This is a genomic window from Psychrobacillus sp. NPDC093200 (genome assembly GCF_050280345.1).
Taxonomy (GTDB): domain Bacteria; phylum Bacillota; class Bacilli; order Bacillales_A; family Planococcaceae; genus Psychrobacillus; species Psychrobacillus faecigallinarum.
Genome location: NZ_JBNNVC010000001.1, coordinates 1,516,594 through 1,536,678, shown reverse-complemented (window position 1 = coordinate 1,536,678; position 20,085 = coordinate 1,516,594). Strand labels below are relative to the sequence as shown.

The following is a 20,085-nucleotide window of genomic DNA, read 5'->3' as shown; positions in this document are numbered from 1 at the left end:
ATCCTCTCGTGTATGCTTCATAGAATAACTCTTTCCAAACGGCTTCGATTTATCTAAAAATGCCTGAACTTGGCTCTCTCCTTTTGCCACATCCAGACCAACTACTGGGTTCATTTAACTTCCTCCTCTGACTAACTCACCAGTACCCCTGTTCCTCCTTATAGTGTCATAGCTTCGCTTGTTATACGAGATCTATGTCCCAACCAGCCTCAAACATGTTTCTACAAGTAGGGGGTGGACAGTTTAGCCGACGGGATCATTGTCCCACGCACCCGTACGTCCTACCCTGGCTACTGATATATTAAATCCTATAAAAATAAGGTCAACCAGTAAAAAATGGTTAACCTTATAATACGAAAGCACCCGTTAGCCATCCATGTAGCGCAAAACCAGCTCTACACCACAGAGAATGAAAATGTGAAAATCGGGTATAGGATACTACGGCTGGCGAAGAAGGTCGATCAACTATGGTGCCATTGAGCCCATCCGTTAGTCTGACTCCGACGACCACGGTGCATCACAGACTGTCGCACTCAATACGAGTAGCACTCATGGGAGATTAATCCTACTCTGGTTATTGCACCAGCCACCCTTTATTCTTACAAGAATGGAGCTGATTCTTGATGTACCTTTTAATTTAATATAAACATTCTGAAGGCTCAGCCTTTTTTAAAAAAGCTATTTCTGAGTCTTTTTTGTTATGTATTTTTATAGATTTTGTGCGTTTTTTAATTTTCATGGGAGTTGAATAAGCAAAAGTCACTAAAACGTTCCCAAACCTCAACTTTATTATTGTCTTATCTGGAAGTAAATTAAAAAAATGTTTTAATAAATGCTCTGAGAACTTCACCTAATTCATTCTTTTTATTAAGCCAAATATAGTGTTCAGCCCCTTTAATTTCGATATATCTAGAATTACTAATAAGACTGGAAATCTGCCTAATTGACCAAGAAGGACGAATATCATTTTCTGCATAAATGAACATTGAGGGTATTTGAAGTTGTGAGATATCCTTTAGTAACAGTGGTTTTTTAATGAATGCTCTCCAAGAATTAATCAGCGAACGATGAACCATCATATTAGCCTCATACTCAAAATCTGGTTTCAATTCACCAATTTCTTCTTTCTTACGATTATAGACATCCTTCCAGTCCCTATCATTTTGTACTCCAGTTCCCGATATAGATACATATCCTAAAATAGACTGAGGAAATAACAATGAGTAAGCTAAACCTAAATCAGCTCCCCAAGAGTGACCAATTACCACCCACTTTTTAAACCCGTACTCTTTACGAATTCTTTCCATGTCATTAAGACAAGATTCTAAATCATACCCGTTTCCATCATAATCGGAACGACCACAACCTTTAGGATCAAACATTATAACCTCACAAATATCATCAATTAGAAAAGACAATGGTTCTAAATAATTACTAGATCCAGGTCCGCCACTTATTAAAATGACTGGAACACTGCCTTTCCCTCTTTTTTCAGTCCATATCCTGCCATTTTCAACTGCAATGTATTTTTCAACCACCAATATCACCCTTTGTTATCTGCTTAAAGAACTCTACTTAGATAAAACAAACCCTTTCTTAAACTAACCTGCTGCTTTAGTTGAATAAGAAAAAGGCTTTACTCCTTCTTGAAGTAAAGCACCCGTTAGCAGAAGTTAACATTACTCTTTTAAAATGTATTTATTCCAATTTATTTGAGAAATTTCTTCTAGTGTTGGTTCTGAAACTATATTTTCCGAAACTTCCTCTCTGGCAGTGGAAATTGTTATTTCTACTGGATTATCCCATTCATTTTCACATTCACTGCACAAAATGAATAATTCATCGGTAATTGTGTCTTTGACAATTTCAAGCCATCCTTGGGAACAAATTGGACACCAAGCAACTTTATTTTCATAAAATCCCATTTGAAAACTCCTTTTATACAGATAACCAATATTATAAACCTTCTTCAACTAAACTGCTGCGTTAGTTTAAGTGTAACATTTCACAATGCGTATCTGGGATCAACTTAATGTTTTGGACATAAAAATAGACCATCAGAATGATGGCCATATTTTGCTAAAGCACCTCGTTAGTTGAATAAGCACCACTAAAAACTTAATTTACTTTATGTGTTTTAATTTTCCTATTCAAACTTAACACACTTACTATATGATACAGTTCACTGAAACTGAAACCTGAAACAGTTGCTGTTTGAAGGTACCGCATAAGACGCTAATCATTAGAGTCACATAAACCAAATCTTTGTCCAGTCTTTTGCACAAACCAGATTCTCCATTCAATTACCTGTATAAGCACTTTTTATAATTAACTAAGACTAAAACTACAGCCACTATTAAATATAATACAAAGGTAACTGTAAGAATATTAAGTACGTTTCCAACTTGAATGCCCATAAAATAATTGAAAAGTTGGTGGATCATAATAGGAATAATGAGATTATGATTCAAGTTATAAATTGCAGTTATGATGATTGATATAGCAACAATGGCACCCAAAAAACAAATGATATATTGCACCAATTGTAATCCAGAGTAACCTGACATAAGCCATAACGGTGTATGCCAGAAACCCCAAACCAATCCAACGATAATGGCTGATTTTAATGGACTGAATCTTTTTTGCAATTCAGTTAATACAAATCCCCTCCACCCTAATTCTTCCCCGAGTGGTCCTAGGATTAAATTGTAGCCAAATACGATAAGAAGTGAAGTCCACGAAAGAGTTATTTGTTCATGTATGGGCAAACCCCACACTTTGTTTGTCATTAAAAGACTACCAATCAAAACCAAAAATTGAATAAGTACGACACACAATACCGTTGATATTCTGATTCTCTCCCTAAATTGGCTTTTTATAAAGTTCCATAGATTCCCTTGAGGGTATATTTTACAGAACATTGTTACGAAGACAAATGTAGACGTCCATGATGATAGCACTATTAATATATCTACAATGGGCTGAGACTTTAATAGAAACATTGTCAGCCCAATGACAATAAGAAAAACAAAGAACATGACATATGTCCATAAAATATACTTTTTTAACATTCCACTCAAACCAAACACCCTCCTATATATAAAAAACCAATAGAACAGTTTGAACTTGTTCCATTGGTTATAAAGATAAACTATGGTGTTACCCCCAGGTCAATATCAATAAAAAGTATTTTACTCTTCTTCAACAGGAATATATATTTCTAAGAAGGCTCGTTCTTTGGTATCAAGATATGTAATAAGACGAGTATTAACAAAAGCAACCCCTTTTGGTTTAAGTCCTTGTTCGTTTCCCCATTTTAAAGTAGATTCAAATACTTTATCTTTAATATCATTATTTCCATTTTGATACCTGCCATCCTCAACGATTGTATAGATACATTTAGAATATTGTAAATAACATCCGCTTTTATTCTTATGTATCGTTTCATGCTTTTCAACAATATACATCCTGGAATCTAGAAACCCGTTTTTATCAAAAGTAAATTTCCTCATGATTTTGCTAAGAATATCATCCTTCATCATATCCATATTTTCCAATATGGTAGGATACTCCAGAAAGGAATAAAAGTCAGAAAACTCATTGATTACTTCATAGATTGGGAATTTCCTTATAGAGTATTGGTTTAAATGTTCTTCTAATTCCTCACAGAATGCTTTTGTTTCTTTTATTTTTTGAAGCATGAATTTATTATTTCGTATGGTTTCTTCTAATTGTTCGGCTTTTATTTCTAATAAAGTTTCCAGTTCTTCTATTGCTCTTCCATCCTGTAGATTTCTAACTTCTTTCATAGATAAGTTTCTCTTTATATAAAAATCTGCAACCAATAATGTATAAATATCATAATCATTATATTGACGATAATTATTTGATTCATCATGGTTCGGTTTTACAATTCCTTGTTTCTCGTAATACCTTAGTGCATCTCTTGATACACCTAGAATTTCAAATAATTGACTTGTTCTATATGTATTCCTTTCCATTTCATATTGACCTCCTAAAGATATACTATTCATAGAATAATTATAAAAATTTTTCTACATAATCACGGATTTTATTAATATGATCAAATATATCTTAAAAAACTACATAATTTGATAGATATCCAATTAATATTAATAGAGGATTATTTTAATCAATCTTTATTTATATGATTGAACCAAGTGTTAAACGAACAATCTTTTTACATAACTACAATTAAATTAGGTTCTCTTTTTGTATTCTTATTAAACTAACCTGCTGCGTTAGTAAAAATATACCCTATGTCTATAATTCTATTAAGTTGGCAATAATCCTTTTAATAGTACTATCTTAGGGGGAATGGAATTGTTACTGTCAAAAGCATGGGCTTCGTTTGAAGCGGATAAGCGAATAGAAGGCTTTTCACCACAAACGTTGAAAGCCTACCAGTTACAGTCTTCGCTACTAATTAATTATTTTAAAGATGTACAGAGATGGCATTGCTGGATACAAGTCAACTAAAGGAATATCTTGCTATATCCTGTAAGCATTTAAAACCAGCCAGTCTTGCACATCGTATTCGCTTTATGAAATCATTTTTTCGTTGGTCTCATGAAGAAGGCATTCTTTGTAAGAATCCAACTTCCAAGATTAAAGAACCCAAAGTGGGGAAGCGGATACCCAAGTATTTAACCGAACGGGAGATTGAACACCTTCGTGAATCCTGTCATTCCGCAATAGAAAAAGCAATCTTTGAATTCATGTTTTCTACCGGTTGTCGAATTGGAGAAATTGTTTTCTTAGAAAAGAACCATATTAATTGGACCAATCAATCCGCGATCGTGAGGGGAAAGGGCGATAAGGAGAGGGAAGTTTATTTTAATACACGTTGTGATATATGGCTTAAACGCTATATGGAAAGTCGTAATGATCATAATCCAGCAATCTTTGTAACTGCAAGACAGCCACATAAAATGAGTGTTGCCCAAATGCGATACATCATCAAGCGAATCTCCAATCGTGCGGAAATTAACAAAGAGATTCATCCACACCAACTTAGACATAGCTACGCAACTCATTTGATGAATAATGGAGCTCCTATTGAGGTGATACAAAGTCTAATGGGGCATGAGAAAAGTGAAACAACTAGGATCTACGCTCAATTAAGCGGAAGGTTAAGGAAAGAGTATTATCAAAAGTACTTTTAAATGTAAAAGGAGCAACGTCTTTAGAGACGTTGCTCTACTTGACTAAAGCACCCGTTAATTTAATATGAATCTCTAAATAAAATATAACTCCAAACAAATAAAACAATAGATAATATAAAATATAAAGTTTTAGCGACCCAGTATGGAAGTTTATCAAATATCCAAAATAACCCTTCAACAATGAATGAAAGTATTAATGATTCATTTATCCCAGTGCCTGTGCCCTCTTCTTTATGGATTTTCTTGTTGTGTCTAAAACCTAAAACAAAGAAGCCAATCCCAAATAATCCAACTATAACTGCTTCCCACAAAATTATTACCTCAATTCCATCAATGGTGTTATTGTACCTGTTTTTCACCTTATTAAACTAACCTACCCCTTTAGTTGATTAAGAAAAAAGGCTTTACTCCTTCTTCTTGAAGTAAAGCACCCGTAGGTTAATAGGTATAACAATTATTGCACTGGTACCCAGATTTCCATTTCATACTCACCTGTTTTTTCTTTTCCGAACATATTAGTTTTGACTATTTCAATTTCAGGCATACCTTCTTTTATGGTGTAACCTTCATTATCAAATACCTGCCATAGCTCCTGATATGTATTTGAAATACCATTAGATGGACCAATATGTTTAAATACAACATATTTTTGTTGGGGAAAAGTGTGTAAAGTCATTCCTTCTTCAACTTTCTCATAATCGACAGACTCTATCTCAATTCCGCAAGTATAGAAGTAATGGTTACTCCTTGGAGGAAGGCAAACACCTACAATTTTTTCTACATTGTTTTCAAAAATAAATTTATTCGATTTTTGCCATAAATCAGGAATTGGATAAATGATGTTACCACTCCATTTGCCTGCTGCACTATAACCTACTATTACAAATGCTTCCTTAATAATTTCCTTGAACTCCATAACAAAACCCCACCTATTTGAAAATATTATTTAACCTCTTATAAGTATATTAAAAGTTAATTTATTTTCCCTGTCTTTTTTTGCTTTTTACTGACTGTATTTCCAAGTTAATTAATTTATAATTATTCAACTTTTTACCATTCTCTTCTTGAAGTAAAGCACCAGTTAGTTGAACAACAAATGTATTACCCACTATGAATTTCAAAGCAGAAATATCCAAAAGGTAAGTGTTCTTCTTTTAATCTCATTTCTGATTTTGCAATTTCCATCATTTTAAGTATAAGTTCTCCTAAAATTTCCTTGTACTTCTCAAGTGCCTTTTTATAAGAAGCTACATCGTAATTTTGACATAAAGGAAATAGAACTGTCCCTATTCTCAAATCATTAAGTGGTCTTGGGGTATCTGGAACATTAAGACATTCGATAATGTGCTTCTCCTGAATCTTCTCGTCTAACCAATCTCTACATTCTATAAAGAACATATATTCTTCGAACTCGATTTGACTATTTAATTTTTCATTGATATAAAACGGTGTAATTCTAATGTAGTCGGTAGTTGAATTGGAACTAATAATTTCATCTAATAAGCCCATTAAACCTGTAATAGTCGGATAATATCTATATTTTCCATTGTAGTAAACAGTGTTATTGTAAACTATTTCGTTAATTTCTCCTTGATCTTTCTCTATCATTATCATCGCCTCATTATTATATATTTAAGCCAACTTCTTCTTCTTCATAAGGACTGGGCTTATTGTTTGCAGTTGCAAATTCGGTCAATAAAAATAACAAACAAAATGAAAGCAGGAATAGGGAAATAGTTCTGGTCATTTTTCTTCACCTCAAAGTATCTTTAGGTGTATTATTCCAAGCTTAATGAAAATTATTTATGACATTTCTTATTGAACTAAACTGCTCCTTTAGTTGAAGATAACATTACTCTTCTAAAATATATTTATCCCATTTAATTTGAATAATTTCTTCTTTTGTTGGTTCAGAAACAAGATTTTCCGAAACTTCCTCTCTAGCATTGGAAACTGTAATTTCTAATGGACTATCCCATTCATTTTCACATTCACTACACAAAACGAATAATTCATCCGTAATCGTATCTTTAACAATTTCAATCCATCCCTGCGAACAAATTGGACACCAAGCAACTTTATTTTCGTAATCTCTCATTTTAAATCTCCTTTTAAACATATACCCAATATGATAATCTTTGTTCAACTAACCTGCTACTTTAGTTCAATAAGGATGTTTCCTCATCATTTTTTTTAAAAAAACCCTCTGGATACAAATGGTCCTCTTCAGCATCTACATTTGGGTACTTAGTAAAAATTGATTCAAACTCACCACTATCGGTAAGGTAATCAATGACTTCAACAATTCGTTCTCTACTTGCAATATCAATTAGAACCATATCGCTTGCTTGAAAGTATGTTCCATTCATACATTCGCCTGTCTGTTCATTCTTCTCTCTTAGTGACTGAATGTTTTTGTATGTGAAAAATGTTACCATCCAAACAGAACGGTCTGGAAGAGTCACCTTGACATCAGTATTTACATCCTCAACATTCCATTCTTCCCACTCTTCGGCTCCTATCCATATATTTCGATTGCTCTTTTCTATCATAATAATTCCACCTTTTAATTAGTTATTACACTTATGCTTATTCAACTAAACTGCTGCGTTAGTTTAAGTGTAATATTTCACAATGTATATCTGAGATCAACTTAATATTTTGGACATAAATATAGACCATCGAATGATGGCCATATTTTGCTAAAGCACCTCGTTAGTGAAGCAACTATAAACTCTCTGGTAAGTGACGTTTATACATTTCTAATGCATTCGTATGTTCTTCTAAAACAGCCACTGTTTTAGGGTGGGGCTTAGTATAGATAATTGGATAATCCTTTTCATCAAGTTCCTCATTGACTAGAAAAGCCAACTTTTCCTCTTCAAATGAAAATTGAGCATCAATTCCTTTTTTATTGCCACGAGCATCTACCCTAAACCATTTATTAAGTGAATTAAAGAAGATAGCATTCAAAGCGTGAATACAATATCCTTTATCTGGAGTATCAAACAACATCAATCTTTGATAACAAAAACCTGTTGGTATTCCCTGTGAACGCAATAAAGAAGCTAATAGGTGAGACTTAGCGTAGCAAATTCCCTCTTTAAAGCTTAAAACGTCCGAAGCATTACAAGTAATTCGTGTTGATTGAATATCCCAAGAATGAGAAATCTCATCACGAACAAATTCAAAAGCTATTTTAGCTTTTTCAATTTCCGTTTAAGATGTATTGAAAAGCTCCCTTACTTTCTTTTTTATTATTGGATTGGAATAATTAACTTCATTTAATTCGAGTAAGTAATCATCTAGTTTTTCAGACTCACAAACCAAGTTCATAAAATCCCCCTTATTTAATGAATAAATATTTAAGTAGCGTAATTATTATACAGAATATTACAAATAATTAAAAGGTGTTTTAATGACCTAACCTGCACCGTTAGTTTAAGTGTAACATTCAATGCATATCTGGAATCAACTTAATGTATTGGACATAGAAATAGACCACCAAATTGATGGCCTTATTTTTACTAGTCGAGTAGAAGGGAACCTCTCTACCTTACGGTAGATTGTGTTCCCCCCCTCACAGAACCGTGCTTGCGCTATTTACGCACACGACTCCTCCAAATCATCCTTCACAAAATGGTGATTCTGCTATCCTCAATAGTTTAGTTTACATTTATTATTTCTACCGCTGTGTGTAGTAAATGCGTCCCTAGTGAGGGTGATCATTTGGTAGCAGCCTTTCCTCCATCGGCATTACCCAACTTCATTGGTACTACGCTGCTATCCGACTCCCTACAACGGCATTTGGCTTCCTCGCTTATTATCGCTTGTACACCATACGCTTCTATAAGAAGAAAAGACCTGTAGGGCATCCCGAGTTGCCGTATCATATCCATGTGTGACGTGCCAAGGTCTCTGACTCCAGAGAGGCTTTATCCTTCTTGCCTTTAACGATGGATAAAATGTAGCTTTCTGCCGTGCTTAAAGCATCAGCCCTCTTGATTTACTAACATGATGGAGCTCAATCCCTTCAACCAGTTGGCTTTCGGCCCGCCACCTAACTGTTTACGCTTAAAGACTAATGTTACCATTAGCCCTCCAAGACTCGCTACGAGTGAATGGCTAGTTCTTTCTCGACGGGAATCCCACCCGCTATATGATACGACCTAGGCTCGGCCGCACAAGCACCTCGTTAGTTGAAGAAGTGATGTCTTACCACTTCCATATTGGTTGTTATGTAAAAAAATTCAAATAATTGAAACCTTTTATTGAAAATTCTGTATAAACAGCTAAAGGAGAGTGATTAAAATGGTTCAAAATTAAAAAACTAAACTATCATTATTTCTTGTAGGTCTAATGCTTGTATTTTCAACATTATCGGCTTGTTCTGAACAAGCTATTACTGAAGACACAAATAATGAGGTTATCCAAAAAGTATTGGAACTGCAATTTGATGGGGTAGACGAAAAATTGAACGAATACTCAAAACCTGAATATTGGATTGTCAAAGATGGAAGAGGACAAAACCTTGAGTTTAAAAAGTATATTGACGAGACATACGGACCTTACTTTACTGAGGATGGACTGGATATTTTCATTAGTGCTTACGGAGGAACTCAGTATCCAACTCTTGCTTACGATTTCGGGTATCAGTTGAGTTTAAATGATGTGACTATAAAACAAGATGAACCAACCGCAAATAGTTATAACTTTACCGCAAAGGTAGGTTATCAAAAAGATGGTAATAAAGAAGAAACTGCTGAAGTAAAAGGTGTTATTCTCTTCTCTACAAAAGAAGAAGGTAAGATAGGTAAATTCCAATATGGGGATGATAGTGGCTTGGCAAATATTCTAAATGAGTCTAATTAAAATGCAGAAACCGCTGACTCTTTCAGCGGTTTTGTTTTGTTATTGAACTAACCTGCCCCTTTAGTTTAAGAAGAAAAAATGCTTTACTCCTTCTTGAAGTAAAGCACTCGTTAGTGAAAAAGAATTATTTTACTTCTAGAACAAATGCATAAAAAGCATCTCCATGAGATAAGTTCTCTTCCTTATCATCCATCCACCATACGCCATAAGAATAATAATAAACTCCTTTTTGAGTAGGTGCGGAAAAGCTATTTTCTATAATCAAGACTTCATTTTCTTCATTACTTTCACTAACCTGCTTCAGATGGAATTCATTTGGTTTTGGTTCATATTCCATTAAAAAAGATATTTTCTCTCCTGGGTTCACTTTAATAGGTACTTTCCCCTTCAAGAGTTCAACAGGTCCAACAGTATCAACACATCCATCATTCCAACAATAAGTACCTAGCTTTGTTTCATAGTTTTCATTTCCGATATTTATATTGACTTCTGGTGGTTTTTCACCTGATAATCCATCTCTTGAACATCCCGTTATAGTAAAACTAATAAGAACTAATAATATAAACAGACATTTTTTCATAAACCTTCCCCCTTTAAAGGTATAGACGTGTAGATTAACCCTACTGTTACGCTTACTTATTAGTTTTTGTTCAATAATCTACATATATTAACTTATTCACCACAATCGCAAATAAACCTTCTTCTTCAACTAAACTGCTTCGTTAGTTCAAGTGAAAACCTTCACAATATTATTCAGATATTAACATAATCAGCCAATTTAGTCCCATCTATTTCGAAATAAATTAATATATGCAAGATAGGATCTCCTGATATCCTTTTCTCCCACTCGGTTGAAAACTACCCTTTTCTTCCTTTAATCCTTCCTATTGACTTTTCAGTAGTTTTTGCGTTAATCTTTCTTGTAGCAACCCCACCGTAGATTAAAAACCTCACTATTCTACATAAATTAAATTGCACTGAACTAAATGGGGTAGACCAACAATATCACTCACTTAATCCATGATTCAAACGAAAACAAACAGCCAATCTCAGGTTTAATACCGTCAATTGCCTGCATGAATAGGGTGTTTTATTCCTGTCTCAAAAAGTATAGTCAGTGCCCTCCACCCAACAAGATTTTTTTATGTCTATTATGATTCAAAAGCTGTTTTATCTGGAAATATACCATTTTCTCTTACAAGGCAAACTGCCAATCTTTGAGCAGCTCGATCAAAATAAAACTTAGATGGAATATTTTGATCAGGTAAACTTTCTAACTCTGAAAACTTTCTGGTTATTTTATTTAACTCAATTTTACCCATAAACTCTTCATTAGGTCCAAATTTGTAAACTACAGTTTCATCATCTTCATATTCCTTTAATAGTAAAACATACGAAGCCATTTTTACTCCTCCTCTGCTGGATACCACGGACGCCCAGATTCAACTGTTTTATCGTGTGCGGTCCTGTAATCTGTTTTGAATATTCCTTCAAATTTTGATTCAAAAAGTTCATGATTCAGTAAATCAATATCATTCTTGTTATAAGTACCTTTTTGAAGCCTATCCCAAGCTTATGCAATTTGATAATCTGATTCAAAGCGTCCGATTCCATGTTCTTTTATGTGCTCTTTGATAAATAAATGCTTCTTTATTCTTTGTACTCGCTGTTCGGTCATTCCAGTACTGTTAGCAATAGACTGGACATCAGTTTTGGATTTTCTAAAGGATTCATACATCTCTTCTGCTTTATCAAGTTGCTTTAGATATTCATCAACTGAAAGTTCCCTGCCCCCAGTTTGAACTTTATCGGTACCCTTAGCTCCATCATTAACATTATCGCCAAAAGGTGAGGATTCTAAATTTTTAGAAAGTGAATATTTTTACTTTTTGAATGATTTTTCTTATTATCCAGCTTTTAATATAAACTTAAGAAATTCATTAAAAGAGACTTTGCTAAAGAATTCTAGTTACTCTAACACCCACAATTTAGGTAAAGAAGTAATTGAAACAATAACTAGTGAATCTTATTATAAATGGGATAAAACTCCAGAAGATTTTATAAAAGAAATCGCAAAAAAAAGTTCCAATTTACTTAATAGATCAATTAAATATAATTAAAATAACATAGCCATAAATAAAAAAATAGCGCACCTTTGTGGTGCGCCTCGTTAGTGAACATTCTGCACATGGAATAACAACAATAACGTTATTTATAAGCATTAAGTACCTCACCTTCTGATTATCGGTAAAAATATCAAAATTGTTTTATATGTTTTTTACTAATAAATTTGCCTATATTAAAGTAATTCTACTCCAATTTGTTTATAAAATTTAACTTTTATTCTCGCTTCTTCACCTACATATATTAAAAAAGCTTTATCATCTTTTTTAATATTTGTTACATTATTAAAATCACCTGTAAATACTATAGAATCGTTAAAAGTAATACTTAAACTACTCGTTTGTTTATATACATCTAAAGTTAAAATTACCTTGAAATTTGTTTCATCTTTGTAAGTATAAAGTAATTCTCCATCATCTATATTGCCCGTTATGCTGACTGGCTCACTTTGAAAAAGCCCTAATAGATCATATTCATCATACTTTATAAACATCCGTATTCACCCTTTTTTTAATTATTTCGGTAGAACAGTAATCACATCGCCTGCTTGATTTACAATAACTTTGACATCCTGTGTTTCATGAACAAAGGTTCCGCTTCTATTACCGGGCACCTTTTTCGTATTCATTATAGCGTCTTCAATAACTGAAGGGGGAATATCTCTTGGATCTACATATTTTTTAATAAGGTCACTAAATTCCTTTGTTTGTGGTTTAAATCCTAAGTCTTCAGCTTTTTTGATTGCTCTATTTGTTAACTTAGCTTTTACTTCTGGAATGTCAGGTGCCATTCTTTCCAAAGCATGCTGAGAATACTTTCTCCCATTTATTATACCTCCACCTTTAGACATACTCCAACCAACTTCACCCGTCCCCTTAGATGTTCCTTGCCCAGTGTTACCTGTACTTTCAGTCACATTTTTCACATCATCTATTACTTTACCATCCCCCGCAGCATTTCCAGGCTTCTTAACCGGTGATGGAGTTGCTGCCAATTTAAGTCCAATTATGCTTCCAACAAATCCAAAGCTATTTTGCCAATGCTCTTTGGACAAAGGGTCATCTGGTAAGAACGCCTCTTTGACCATTCCACTAAAACCAAACGTAGCATAATTTAAAAAGTCTAGTTTTGAGTCGAACATCTTGGCACTTCTTTCTTTGGATCCTGACACAATTCCATCAGAAATCCCAAAAGTCCAATAGTTTATAAAATCATACGGAGAATGTAGTGCTTTTTCACGTCGTATGCGTACACCATCCCAAAAGTCTTGAGCAATGCCTTTGAAACTGTGGAAGGATTTTACGAATAGATTTTGATCAATATTTTCTTGTTCCGTACCATTGCCCTCTGGTCTAGCACATGATAAGGCAAGCATATCTGTACCCACAAAAGGATTGTGTATCCCGATTAAACCACCATAGCCAAATCGTATTGGACCATTTACAGCTATAAATGCATGGAGCATAGTCGTCAACTGATTTTCTCTATTCATTATGGAGGAAAGTACGGCAATAGGAGATGTACGATACGCCAATTCTGTCTTCAAATTATTTTTAGCAGTCAATGCTCCCCAGTTATCTGCTTGAAAATGAACATCCGTTAGCCCACTTTTAAACATCCCTTCTATATCAGAGAGCCATGTTTCCATTGTCCGAATATCCTGTTCCATATTGTTTAAAGCAGTCGTCTGTGTTGCATCAAATTCATACAGTTGCGAGAGGGTATCATCACGTTTTCTCTTAGAACTAATAACCCCCTCCTGCACTGCGCTATCATCTAAATGGGGCAGACATACAATGTCACTCACCTGATCCATGATACTGTTTGCTTCGGCTGTTAGACTAGCGGTTAGTTTGCCTATAAGTGTCAATCCCTGCTCCAGTTCTCCCTCTAAGAATTCTTCTAATATGTAACCTGATGGGTCCGGTTCAAGTGAGTGAAGAGCTTTGCCAATTTGATAAAGCACTTGTTGAGAATGGTGGGAAAACAATTGAAAAAACTGAAGAAATGGTAAATGACATTCCTCATAAAAGGAGCGAATGGCACCTCCTCCTTCTCCTTTTAATTGTTCCTCCATCTGAACTAGTCCTTCGACTCCACGCTGGATTGTTTTTATTTCAGTATTTAATCTTTCTAACATTGTAATGTTTCGCTGTAATCCATCTTGCAATAAATCTACATCCAATACCTTCATAGGCTTGTCCTCATCACATGGTTAGAAAAACTCATTTCACTATATCTTTTAGTATACAATAATGCCCCATAGGTGAACATTCTTCTCCCCCTCTAGCAAACTATCAATAGTTATAATATTCCATTTTCGCACAAAGAGGTAAAGGGATAAGTTAAAATAATCGCGAAATTAAACCTTACGTATAAGTATACATAAAATATTCTGATACTCTTTCACTACTGACGAAGGAAAATAGTAATTAGATAGGGAGTGATAAATATAGATTTTTATTACTATTGTCATTAATAATTTTGCTCTTAATGTGGTCTTTCTATTTATACAATGTCGGGTCTAATGAATATATCTTGTTATACACGTAGAGAGTATTCTATTAGGTAACCCATTCTAACTATTTAACCAATAAGTCATCTTAACGGTTAGTTATTACCGAACCTGTAGCAATCTGTTTTTATCTAGAGAGTAATACAGACCACCTGTTTACTCTTTTGTCCGCAATTTGTCAGCACAATTAATTTTCTGTACTGATCTTAATTTACTGAAATGATTTTCACTGTCTTGAAAACCCTATAAGACCTGACTTATTTAACTTAATCGAATCAATGTAACCAGGTTATATAAGGTTTACAAATTCGACAAGGTGGGGGGCGCTGGTTCGAGACCAGTCGGGACCATCTAGTCAAAAGCCTTTAACCTCAATGGTTTAAGGCTCTTCTTAATTCAATTTATTACCTAAAATACAAGTGAAAATCCTTCTTTCGTGAACGATACATTTATTAAAAACGTGTTTTTTTGTAGTTTTTAGCTTTTTCGGGCTCCGTAGATTCAGCTCGATTTATAATTAATTCTTCTCTATTCATACGTGACATTTCTTCTAATGCACCAAGTATTACTTCTAGAGAATGTTCATCTAATAATTTATTTAATAGTTCTTCCGTTCTATCCAATACATTCACAACCTTTAATCCATTATAGTTACATCGACTATTTCATCTAACTTTAATGATAGGGAATAAAAGGGGTCCTGCAGTTGTATTTTTCTAGGCTTTAAATCTATTTCCTCGATGATTCCTCGATGATTCCTCTATTATAAATAAATTGTCCATCCTTCCAGCGCTTTATTTTCGTGTCACCTTTTGTAGTATAAGCTAGCTCAATTGCTTCAGATAATGTTACATAGTCGTATTCAGTTAACTCTGGCTTAGGTTCTCTTTTAACTTCTTCATGATAATCACGCAGCATTACCACATGTTCGGTAAGCATCATAGATGTTCCCCATTTAATATTTATTCGTGGATCTATTGGATACTTTGATTTTTTGATTTCTTCGAAAAACTCATCATGTATGCTCATATACCATACTCCCTTTTATGTTATTTGTATGGTCCTTGGACGAGAATCAATAAAATCAATGTACCCCTTCTTCTCATTCTATTCAGATGTCCGTGTACGCTAGATGTAGAACTTAATCCAACTGCATTAGCTATTTCTCTTACTGTAGGTGAGTAATGTCTTTCAGATATGTATTCTTCAATAAAATCATAAATATCCTGCTGTCTCTTCTTCATTAAATCACCGTTCTTTCTTTATATATAATAGGAACAAAGGCAAGTACATTCTCAATTTTAAATATCCTTTTTGTACCTCTCAAGAAACAATAAGCCTGGAATGAATCCTTTGAAACACTTAGCACCTTTACTCTTCGTTTACTGATTTCACCATTGTTTTTCATGTAGATCATTTCGGATACTTGATTGGATTTCATCGACCTTAAAATTAAAAAACGAACACTTGCCCGTTACTTTTACTTCATTACACGAACGTTTGTTTGTTTTTTTCAACTAGGGATTTTATGAAAATAAAAAAAAGTGGCTAATATAGCCACCAAATTTGATGTTATTTTTTTATATTTATTGAAACGTAATTCGTAGCTTCGGTATTTCCCTCGTTATCTATACTCCTGTATTCAAATGCTGAGACCCCGTCTTTAGTAAGAATTACAACCTCATTATAAGGGATCCACTCACTACCATCTATTTTGTATTCAATTCGATTTACCCCTGATATATCGTCAGTTGCAGATAAATAAATTGTCAAATCCGAATTGTATAAATCTTCAACAAGCGGGCTAGAGTTTATTTCAATTTTTGTCTTTGGTGGAGTGGTATCTACTATTTTCCCTTCTTTTACAGCTTGTTGCAGTTCAATAAGAGTAATCTTAGCGTAACCATTTCCTTCTCTTACATAGTATTGGATAACACCATCTTTTAATATCCCAAAGAAAGATGAACCAGAAGAACCCCCTTGATCATCCGTCCCAGAATTCTGGCCATCAGGACCTCCTGTTCCACTTTTGCCACCTAGAAATCCACCGCCGCCACCACCATTATCGTAAATACCTTTTTCACCTGTAGAGGAATTGTTACCACCAATATCCGTTGAAAAACCTTGATCATTTTCCTGCCCTGCGCCTCCACCGCCACCAGCCACTATAATTCTGTCATTGTCTGATATTCCATCTTTACGGATATCTGTAGCTCCACCACCTGAACCTCCATGATATAGTCCACCTTCACCTCCACCATTCCAACCGCCACTAGAATGATTACCGTAATTTCCCGGTTTACCTGCTCCACCTACGTAAATCTCCAAACTCTCGCCTTCTTTTAATTCAATACTTCCGGAACTATAAGCTCCCTTCATTCCTTCAGTTCCATTCCAACCCGACTGGCCTCCTTGAGCTCCCCATACCTCTAATTGATATTTCCCCGCTTTTGGTGCAATCCAACTCTGTACATGACCTGTGTAATCAAATTCTACTATGGTTGCAGCAAATGCATTTGATATTCCCGTAACAAAAGATATTGTTGTTAAAGCAAAAATTATAAAGTATTTTCGTAATCTTTTTGTACGGAATAAAGAATTCTTTCTTGATGATTGCCCTTCTTCTCTCAACATCTTTCAACTCCTATTCTGTTTATTGCATCATCTGACTGCTGGACGGAAGTTGTTTTTCCGTGAACAATTGGTGAAAATGACAATATTGTCGAAACGAATAAAACAGTAACCATTATTTCTTTCTATAGCTTTCTTTTCATATTTTCTCCCCTTTAGTCGAATATCTTCGAGTAATCATAATAGTATAATTTTCCGCTTTTCTAATATTAAACTAATATAAAACATTCTAATACTGAGGAATGTTAATGGTTTTGTTTTTATTCATACAAAAAAGAACGCTCTATATTACATAATTGATTATAGAGTCCATAATGGAATAATTATTTTTTAGATTATTAGAATAAATAAAAAAAGCCCTACCCACAATTAAGTGAGCAGGGCTTAGTGCTATTTCTTGCTATTTAGTTTATCCAACATTGCCCAGCTCACCATCTTTTTCAGACCACTGATTAATAGGCTTGAGTATTGTAAGCTTACCTATCTGTCCTTTTTTAAGCTCTGTTTTCCCCCACATAATTTTATCAGTGCTGGAAACACTTGCAATATCCTTATTTACGTTATTCACTTATCTGTAGGTAACTTATCATTCGCATTAGGTAAAGTAGTGTTGAAATAAGTGAAATGGTTATCAGCAGTAGCACCATTGTTTGCTGTAAAATGAATTACATCTGCCATCACCTTTAATAATTTGTTTCCAGTTCGGGTAGTATGGTGCTTTTTAATATGCTTAACTTCATAGTTTAAAGATACCATTACTTCATCCCCTGACGTTTTAATAATTCTTCCTGTTCTTTAGCATTTTTCTTCATTAAATAAGTGTTCTTCCATACTACATACATCACAAGTACAAATGGAACACTTGTCCCTAAAACAACTACAAAAGCGACGATACTATTTTGGTTAAACCATTCTAAAGAAACATTTAAAGTACCCAAAAACAAAAGGACAGCTGATAGCCATCCTCCAAATAATGCTACGTATTGTTTTAATTTATCGCCTGTCATATAAATGACCTCCTAGTTATTAAAATAATTTGTGATTAAGTAATATAGAGCTCCGCCAGAAGACAAGAGAGTAAAAAAGCCACCGCATATTTTTAAGAATACTGTCGCAATAGTGTTCATTCTTTGCATTTTCAAGTCATGTTCTTTCTTTGTTAATTCATGCTCTTGCTTTTTTATCTCATGTTCCTGTGTTGTTTGAGCACTTTGATAGTTCATTGCATTTTCTACTAGAACAAACTTCTACATCTTATCAGCTTGCTCCCTCATAACTGTTCGTGTCTCTTTGTTTTCAGTTAATATTGTATTTTCTAAACGCATTGAAGCCTCTTCTAGTGTTTTTAAACGGTCTTCGTGTTCTTGCTTTCCTTTTTCTAATATCTCTATACGTATATCATGATCAGTTAGTCGTTCTTCGTGGTTATCAAGTTACTCCCCTTGAGTTTTAACTCTTTCATACATGGATTGACTTCCTTTAGGCATCATCTCACCCCTTTTTATAAAATAAAAAGAACGCCCAGATGGACGTTCTCTGTTGATATTAAGTTATTTCTTATGGAGCACTGACTGTGACATTTAATGTTACGCTCTTGCCACCCTCTAACGATGTACCGTCTAATGTAATTGTACCATGACCAGTCTCATTGGTTATTGTACCATTTACTCCATCTAAAATTACTTCATTCATACCTAACCCCCAATAAGAACTTCCAGGAGGCACATATCCATTAATAGATAAACCAGCCAAATCGCCTCCGAATTGAACATTATCAACTCTAAAGTTTGATTTAAACGTATCGCCTGTCAAAGTTACTCGGAAAAGACTCCACATATAACCTTCTAATAAACTTGTTACCGGTTCGATAGGCTTGTCATTGTACGCCATTGACATTGTTACTGGAGGAGAAATTGGTTCTTCTTCCACTACTGGTGGCGTTGTTGGTTCCTCCTCCACTACTGGTGGTGTTGTTGGCTCCTCTTCAACTACTGGCGGTTCTTCTGCTGGAGGTGTTGTTAACTCAGGGCTCTCTGGTTGAACTGATTCACCACCTATAATATTTTCAAATCTGTCTTTTGCTTGTTCATAGTTAGTAATAATGTCAGTTACTTTTGTCCCTACTGGAATTCTTAATTCAGCAATTTTAGTACCTTCTTTAACTACGATTCTTGAAGCACTGTTTGTAATTTGAAGCTTGTTAATGTTACCAGTTGTATTAATAGCTACATTACTCTGAGTAGAAATAATAACTTCAGTAATGTTACCATCACCTATTAGTTCTACTGTATTTTGTGAGATTACTTCAAGAGTGTGGACTTCAGCATTAATTTCAACAATTTCAGCACCATCTTTAACAATCATTTTAGGTATTAATGTCCCTAGTTCAGCATTTACGATTGAATCCTCAGACACAATTAGTTCCTGATTTTCATCACTTTTTTCTACAGTTACTATTGTTAAATCTTTTGCAAAGACTGAAACTGATTGGTAACTAAAGAAAATAAGTGCCAAACTCAAAGTGCCTACCAGTTTTTTTAATGGTATCTTCATAATGTTCCTCCGTCTTATTTACTACTTGCAAAATGAATATTAGCACTTTCTTCCTTTTTTGTACATATATTTTTTATTTTTTCATATTTATACATTACTTTAGTATAGTCAATTAAAATATTATCAACGTCCTTTTAAAGCATTTAAATTCATTTTCATTAATCTTCATACTTTTCTGCAACTAAAAAAAACGCCCATTTTGGA

Annotated in this window: 26 protein-coding genes and 2 pseudogenes; 2 read left to right on the top strand and 26 right to left on the bottom strand. The window is 34.1% G+C overall.

The genetic code is table 11. From position 1 onward, the window contains the following. Positions 1-812: 812 nt before the first annotated feature. The 4 genes from ACQKNZ_RS07550 to ACQKNZ_RS07535 form a co-directional block, all read right to left on the bottom strand. Entirely contained in the window at positions 813-1,538 is a 726-nt protein-coding gene (locus tag ACQKNZ_RS07550; RefSeq protein WP_427658870.1) for an alpha/beta fold hydrolase, read from the bottom strand. 141 nt (positions 1,539-1,679) lie between these two features. Beyond that, on the bottom strand, positions 1,680-1,925 hold the full coding sequence (locus tag ACQKNZ_RS07545) for a hypothetical protein (protein WP_427658868.1): 246 nt from the start codon (positions 1,923-1,925) through the stop codon (positions 1,680-1,682). Positions 1,926-2,303: 378 nt separating this feature from the next. Then, on the bottom strand, positions 2,304-3,071 hold the full coding sequence (locus ACQKNZ_RS07540; RefSeq protein ID WP_427658932.1) for a CPBP family intramembrane glutamic endopeptidase: 768 nt from the start codon (positions 3,069-3,071) through the stop codon (positions 2,304-2,306). A gap of 120 nt (positions 3,072-3,191) precedes the next feature. Next, positions 3,192-4,001: a MerR family transcriptional regulator gene (locus ACQKNZ_RS07535; protein ID WP_427658866.1), complete on the bottom strand. Its 810-nt coding sequence runs from the start codon at positions 3,999-4,001 to the stop codon at positions 3,192-3,194. Positions 4,002-4,344: 343 nt separating this feature from the next. Between ACQKNZ_RS07535 and xerA the strand changes: the two are divergent. Continuing rightward, positions 4,345-5,186 (top strand): annotated as a pseudogene (xerA, locus tag ACQKNZ_RS07530) (site-specific tyrosine recombinase/integron integrase). A 59-nt stretch (positions 5,187-5,245) separates the two neighbouring features. On the opposite strand, the gene ACQKNZ_RS07525 reads toward xerA, so the two are convergent. The 7 genes and pseudogenes from ACQKNZ_RS07525 to ACQKNZ_RS07495 all read right to left on the bottom strand — a co-directional run bounded on the left by ACQKNZ_RS07525 (position 5,246) and on the right by ACQKNZ_RS07495 (position 8,522). Continuing rightward, positions 5,246-5,545 carry a hypothetical protein gene (locus ACQKNZ_RS07525; RefSeq protein ID WP_191696601.1) on the bottom strand — a complete coding sequence of 100 codons (300 nt, stop codon included), beginning with the start codon at positions 5,543-5,545 and terminating at the stop codon, positions 5,246-5,248. A 95-nt stretch (positions 5,546-5,640) separates the two neighbouring features. Next, complete coding sequence (locus ACQKNZ_RS07520; RefSeq protein ID WP_427658864.1) at positions 5,641-6,102, bottom strand: GyrI-like domain-containing protein; 462 nt, start codon at positions 6,100-6,102, stop codon at positions 5,641-5,643. A gap of 185 nt (positions 6,103-6,287) precedes the next feature. After that, positions 6,288-6,794 (bottom strand): hypothetical protein, encoded by a 507-nt coding sequence (locus ACQKNZ_RS07515; RefSeq protein WP_427658862.1) that lies wholly within the window; start codon positions 6,792-6,794, stop codon positions 6,288-6,290. A 16-nt stretch (positions 6,795-6,810) separates the two neighbouring features. Next, the gene (locus ACQKNZ_RS07510) at positions 6,811-6,933 is read right to left on the bottom strand and encodes a hypothetical protein (RefSeq protein ID WP_427658860.1); all 123 of its coding nucleotides are present in this window, start codon (positions 6,931-6,933) and stop codon (positions 6,811-6,813) included. A 105-nt stretch (positions 6,934-7,038) separates the two neighbouring features. Then, positions 7,039-7,284 carry a hypothetical protein gene (locus tag ACQKNZ_RS07505; protein WP_427658858.1) on the bottom strand — a complete coding sequence of 82 codons (246 nt, stop codon included), beginning with the start codon at positions 7,282-7,284 and terminating at the stop codon, positions 7,039-7,041. Between the two features lie 61 nt (positions 7,285-7,345). Then, positions 7,346-7,738, bottom strand: coding sequence for a hypothetical protein (locus ACQKNZ_RS07500; protein ID WP_427658856.1), 393 nt, complete (start codon positions 7,736-7,738; stop codon positions 7,346-7,348). 175 nt (positions 7,739-7,913) lie between these two features. Then, positions 7,914-8,522: pseudogene (locus ACQKNZ_RS07495) on the bottom strand (transglutaminase-like domain-containing protein). Between the two features lie 1,023 nt (positions 8,523-9,545). Here ACQKNZ_RS07495 and ACQKNZ_RS07490 point away from each other — a divergent pair. Continuing rightward, positions 9,546-10,058, top strand: coding sequence for a hypothetical protein (locus ACQKNZ_RS07490; RefSeq protein WP_427658854.1), 513 nt, complete (start codon positions 9,546-9,548; stop codon positions 10,056-10,058). A gap of 124 nt (positions 10,059-10,182) precedes the next feature. Here the strand turns inward: ACQKNZ_RS07490 and ACQKNZ_RS07485 are convergent, their stop codons facing one another. From ACQKNZ_RS07485 to ACQKNZ_RS07415, 15 genes are all read right to left on the bottom strand, one after another. Further along, positions 10,183-10,638, bottom strand: a complete 456-nt coding sequence (locus ACQKNZ_RS07485; protein WP_427658852.1) for a hypothetical protein — start codon at positions 10,636-10,638, stop codon at positions 10,183-10,185. Between the two features lie 571 nt (positions 10,639-11,209). Then, on the bottom strand, positions 11,210-11,461 hold the full coding sequence (locus ACQKNZ_RS07480; protein WP_154311010.1) for a hypothetical protein: 252 nt from the start codon (positions 11,459-11,461) through the stop codon (positions 11,210-11,212). A 170-nt stretch (positions 11,462-11,631) separates the two neighbouring features. Further along, a complete protein-coding gene (locus ACQKNZ_RS07475; protein WP_427658850.1) occupies positions 11,632-11,796 on the bottom strand; it encodes a hypothetical protein in 165 nt (54 codons plus the stop codon). Between the two features lie 561 nt (positions 11,797-12,357). Next, positions 12,358-12,675, bottom strand: a complete 318-nt coding sequence (locus tag ACQKNZ_RS07470) for a hypothetical protein (RefSeq protein WP_154311011.1) — start codon at positions 12,673-12,675, stop codon at positions 12,358-12,360. A 21-nt stretch (positions 12,676-12,696) separates the two neighbouring features. Next, positions 12,697-14,376, bottom strand: coding sequence for a ribonuclease YeeF family protein (locus tag ACQKNZ_RS07465; RefSeq protein ID WP_427658848.1), 1,680 nt, complete (start codon positions 14,374-14,376; stop codon positions 12,697-12,699). A gap of 773 nt (positions 14,377-15,149) precedes the next feature. Beyond that, complete coding sequence (locus ACQKNZ_RS07460) at positions 15,150-15,320, bottom strand: hypothetical protein (protein ID WP_427658846.1); 171 nt, start codon at positions 15,318-15,320, stop codon at positions 15,150-15,152. Between the two features lie 106 nt (positions 15,321-15,426). After that, complete coding sequence (locus ACQKNZ_RS07455) at positions 15,427-15,726, bottom strand: YolD-like family protein (protein ID WP_427658844.1); 300 nt, start codon at positions 15,724-15,726, stop codon at positions 15,427-15,429. Positions 15,727-15,746: 20 nt separating this feature from the next. Next, on the bottom strand, positions 15,747-15,941 hold the full coding sequence (locus tag ACQKNZ_RS07450) for a hypothetical protein (protein WP_427658842.1): 195 nt from the start codon (positions 15,939-15,941) through the stop codon (positions 15,747-15,749). Then, positions 15,941-16,138: a transcriptional regulator gene (locus tag ACQKNZ_RS07445; RefSeq protein WP_427658840.1), complete on the bottom strand. Its 198-nt coding sequence runs from the start codon at positions 16,136-16,138 to the stop codon at positions 15,941-15,943. Before ACQKNZ_RS07445 ends, ACQKNZ_RS07450 begins: the two co-directional genes overlap by 1 nt. Before the next feature lie 131 nt (positions 16,139-16,269). Further along, the gene (locus tag ACQKNZ_RS07440) at positions 16,270-17,331 is read right to left on the bottom strand and encodes a glycine rich domain-containing protein (RefSeq protein WP_427658838.1); all 1,062 of its coding nucleotides are present in this window, start codon (positions 17,329-17,331) and stop codon (positions 16,270-16,272) included. 406 nt (positions 17,332-17,737) lie between these two features. Further along, positions 17,738-17,896: a hypothetical protein gene (locus tag ACQKNZ_RS07435; RefSeq protein WP_427658836.1), complete on the bottom strand. Its 159-nt coding sequence runs from the start codon at positions 17,894-17,896 to the stop codon at positions 17,738-17,740. Continuing rightward, the gene (locus tag ACQKNZ_RS07430) at positions 17,893-18,084 is read right to left on the bottom strand and encodes a hypothetical protein (protein WP_427658834.1); all 192 of its coding nucleotides are present in this window, start codon (positions 18,082-18,084) and stop codon (positions 17,893-17,895) included. The genes ACQKNZ_RS07435 and ACQKNZ_RS07430 overlap by 4 nt, the downstream gene beginning before the upstream one ends. Next, on the bottom strand, positions 18,084-18,335 hold the full coding sequence (locus ACQKNZ_RS07425) for a phage holin (RefSeq protein WP_427658832.1): 252 nt from the start codon (positions 18,333-18,335) through the stop codon (positions 18,084-18,086). The genes ACQKNZ_RS07430 and ACQKNZ_RS07425 overlap by 1 nt, the downstream gene beginning before the upstream one ends. 12 nt (positions 18,336-18,347) lie before the next feature. Next, a complete protein-coding gene (locus ACQKNZ_RS07420; RefSeq protein ID WP_144538215.1) occupies positions 18,348-18,551 on the bottom strand; it encodes a hypothetical protein in 204 nt (67 codons plus the stop codon). 334 nt (positions 18,552-18,885) lie between these two features. Further along, on the bottom strand, positions 18,886-19,881 hold the full coding sequence (locus ACQKNZ_RS07415) for a hypothetical protein (protein ID WP_427658830.1): 996 nt from the start codon (positions 19,879-19,881) through the stop codon (positions 18,886-18,888). Positions 19,882-20,085: the final 204 nt, after the last annotated feature.

Bases quoted from the DNA above. Each gene is read 5' to 3' on its own strand.
- ACQKNZ_RS07505 (WP_427658858.1), bottom strand. From the start codon at position 7,284: ATGAGAGATTACGAAAATAAAGTTGCTTGGTGTCCAATTTGTTCGCAG.
- ACQKNZ_RS07480 (WP_154311010.1), bottom strand. From the start codon at position 11,461: ATGGCTTCGTATGTTTTACTATTAAAGGAATATGAAGATGATGAAACT.
- ACQKNZ_RS07545 (WP_427658868.1), bottom strand. From the start codon at position 1,925: ATGGGATTTTATGAAAATAAAGTTGCTTGGTGTCCAATTTGTTCCCAA.
- ACQKNZ_RS07470 (WP_154311011.1), bottom strand. From the start codon at position 12,675: ATGTTTATAAAGTATGATGAATATGATCTATTAGGGCTTTTTCAAAGT.
- ACQKNZ_RS07450 (WP_427658842.1), bottom strand. From the start codon at position 15,941: ATGAAGAAGAGACAGCAGGATATTTATGATTTTATTGAAGAATACATA.
- ACQKNZ_RS07465 (WP_427658848.1), bottom strand. From the start codon at position 14,376: ATGAAGGTATTGGATGTAGATTTATTGCAAGATGGATTACAGCGAAAC.
- ACQKNZ_RS07455 (WP_427658844.1), bottom strand. From the start codon at position 15,726: ATGAGCATACATGATGAGTTTTTCGAAGAAATCAAAAAATCAAAGTAT.
- ACQKNZ_RS07510 (WP_427658860.1), bottom strand. From the start codon at position 6,933: ATGACCAGAACTATTTCCCTATTCCTGCTTTCATTTTGTTTGTTATTT.
- ACQKNZ_RS07520 (WP_427658864.1), bottom strand. From the start codon at position 6,102: ATGGAGTTCAAGGAAATTATTAAGGAAGCATTTGTAATAGTAGGTTAT.
- ACQKNZ_RS07445 (WP_427658840.1), bottom strand. From the start codon at position 16,138: ATGAAATCCAATCAAGTATCCGAAATGATCTACATGAAAAACAATGGT.
- ACQKNZ_RS07540 (WP_427658932.1), bottom strand. From the start codon at position 3,071: ATGTTAAAAAAGTATATTTTATGGACATATGTCATGTTCTTTGTTTTT.
- ACQKNZ_RS07430 (WP_427658834.1), bottom strand. From the start codon at position 18,084: ATGGTATCTTTAAACTATGAAGTTAAGCATATTAAAAAGCACCATACT.
- ACQKNZ_RS07500 (WP_427658856.1), bottom strand. From the start codon at position 7,738: ATGATAGAAAAGAGCAATCGAAATATATGGATAGGAGCCGAAGAGTGG.
- ACQKNZ_RS07485 (WP_427658852.1), bottom strand. From the start codon at position 10,638: ATGAAAAAATGTCTGTTTATATTATTAGTTCTTATTAGTTTTACTATA.
- ACQKNZ_RS07535 (WP_427658866.1), bottom strand. From the start codon at position 4,001: ATGGAAAGGAATACATATAGAACAAGTCAATTATTTGAAATTCTAGGT.
- ACQKNZ_RS07415 (WP_427658830.1), bottom strand. From the start codon at position 19,881: ATGAAGATACCATTAAAAAAACTGGTAGGCACTTTGAGTTTGGCACTT.
- ACQKNZ_RS07515 (WP_427658862.1), bottom strand. From the start codon at position 6,794: ATGATAGAGAAAGATCAAGGAGAAATTAACGAAATAGTTTACAATAAC.
- ACQKNZ_RS07440 (WP_427658838.1), bottom strand. From the start codon at position 17,331: ATGTTGAGAGAAGAAGGGCAATCATCAAGAAAGAATTCTTTATTCCGT.
- ACQKNZ_RS07425 (WP_427658832.1), bottom strand. From the start codon at position 18,335: ATGACAGGCGATAAATTAAAACAATACGTAGCATTATTTGGAGGATGG.
- ACQKNZ_RS07490 (WP_427658854.1), top strand. From the start codon at position 9,546: ATGCTTGTATTTTCAACATTATCGGCTTGTTCTGAACAAGCTATTACT.
- ACQKNZ_RS07475 (WP_427658850.1), bottom strand. From the start codon at position 11,796: ATGTATGAATCCTTTAGAAAATCCAAAACTGATGTCCAGTCTATTGCT.
- ACQKNZ_RS07420 (WP_144538215.1), bottom strand. From the start codon at position 18,551: ATGAACTATCAAAGTGCTCAAACAACACAGGAACATGAGATAAAAAAG.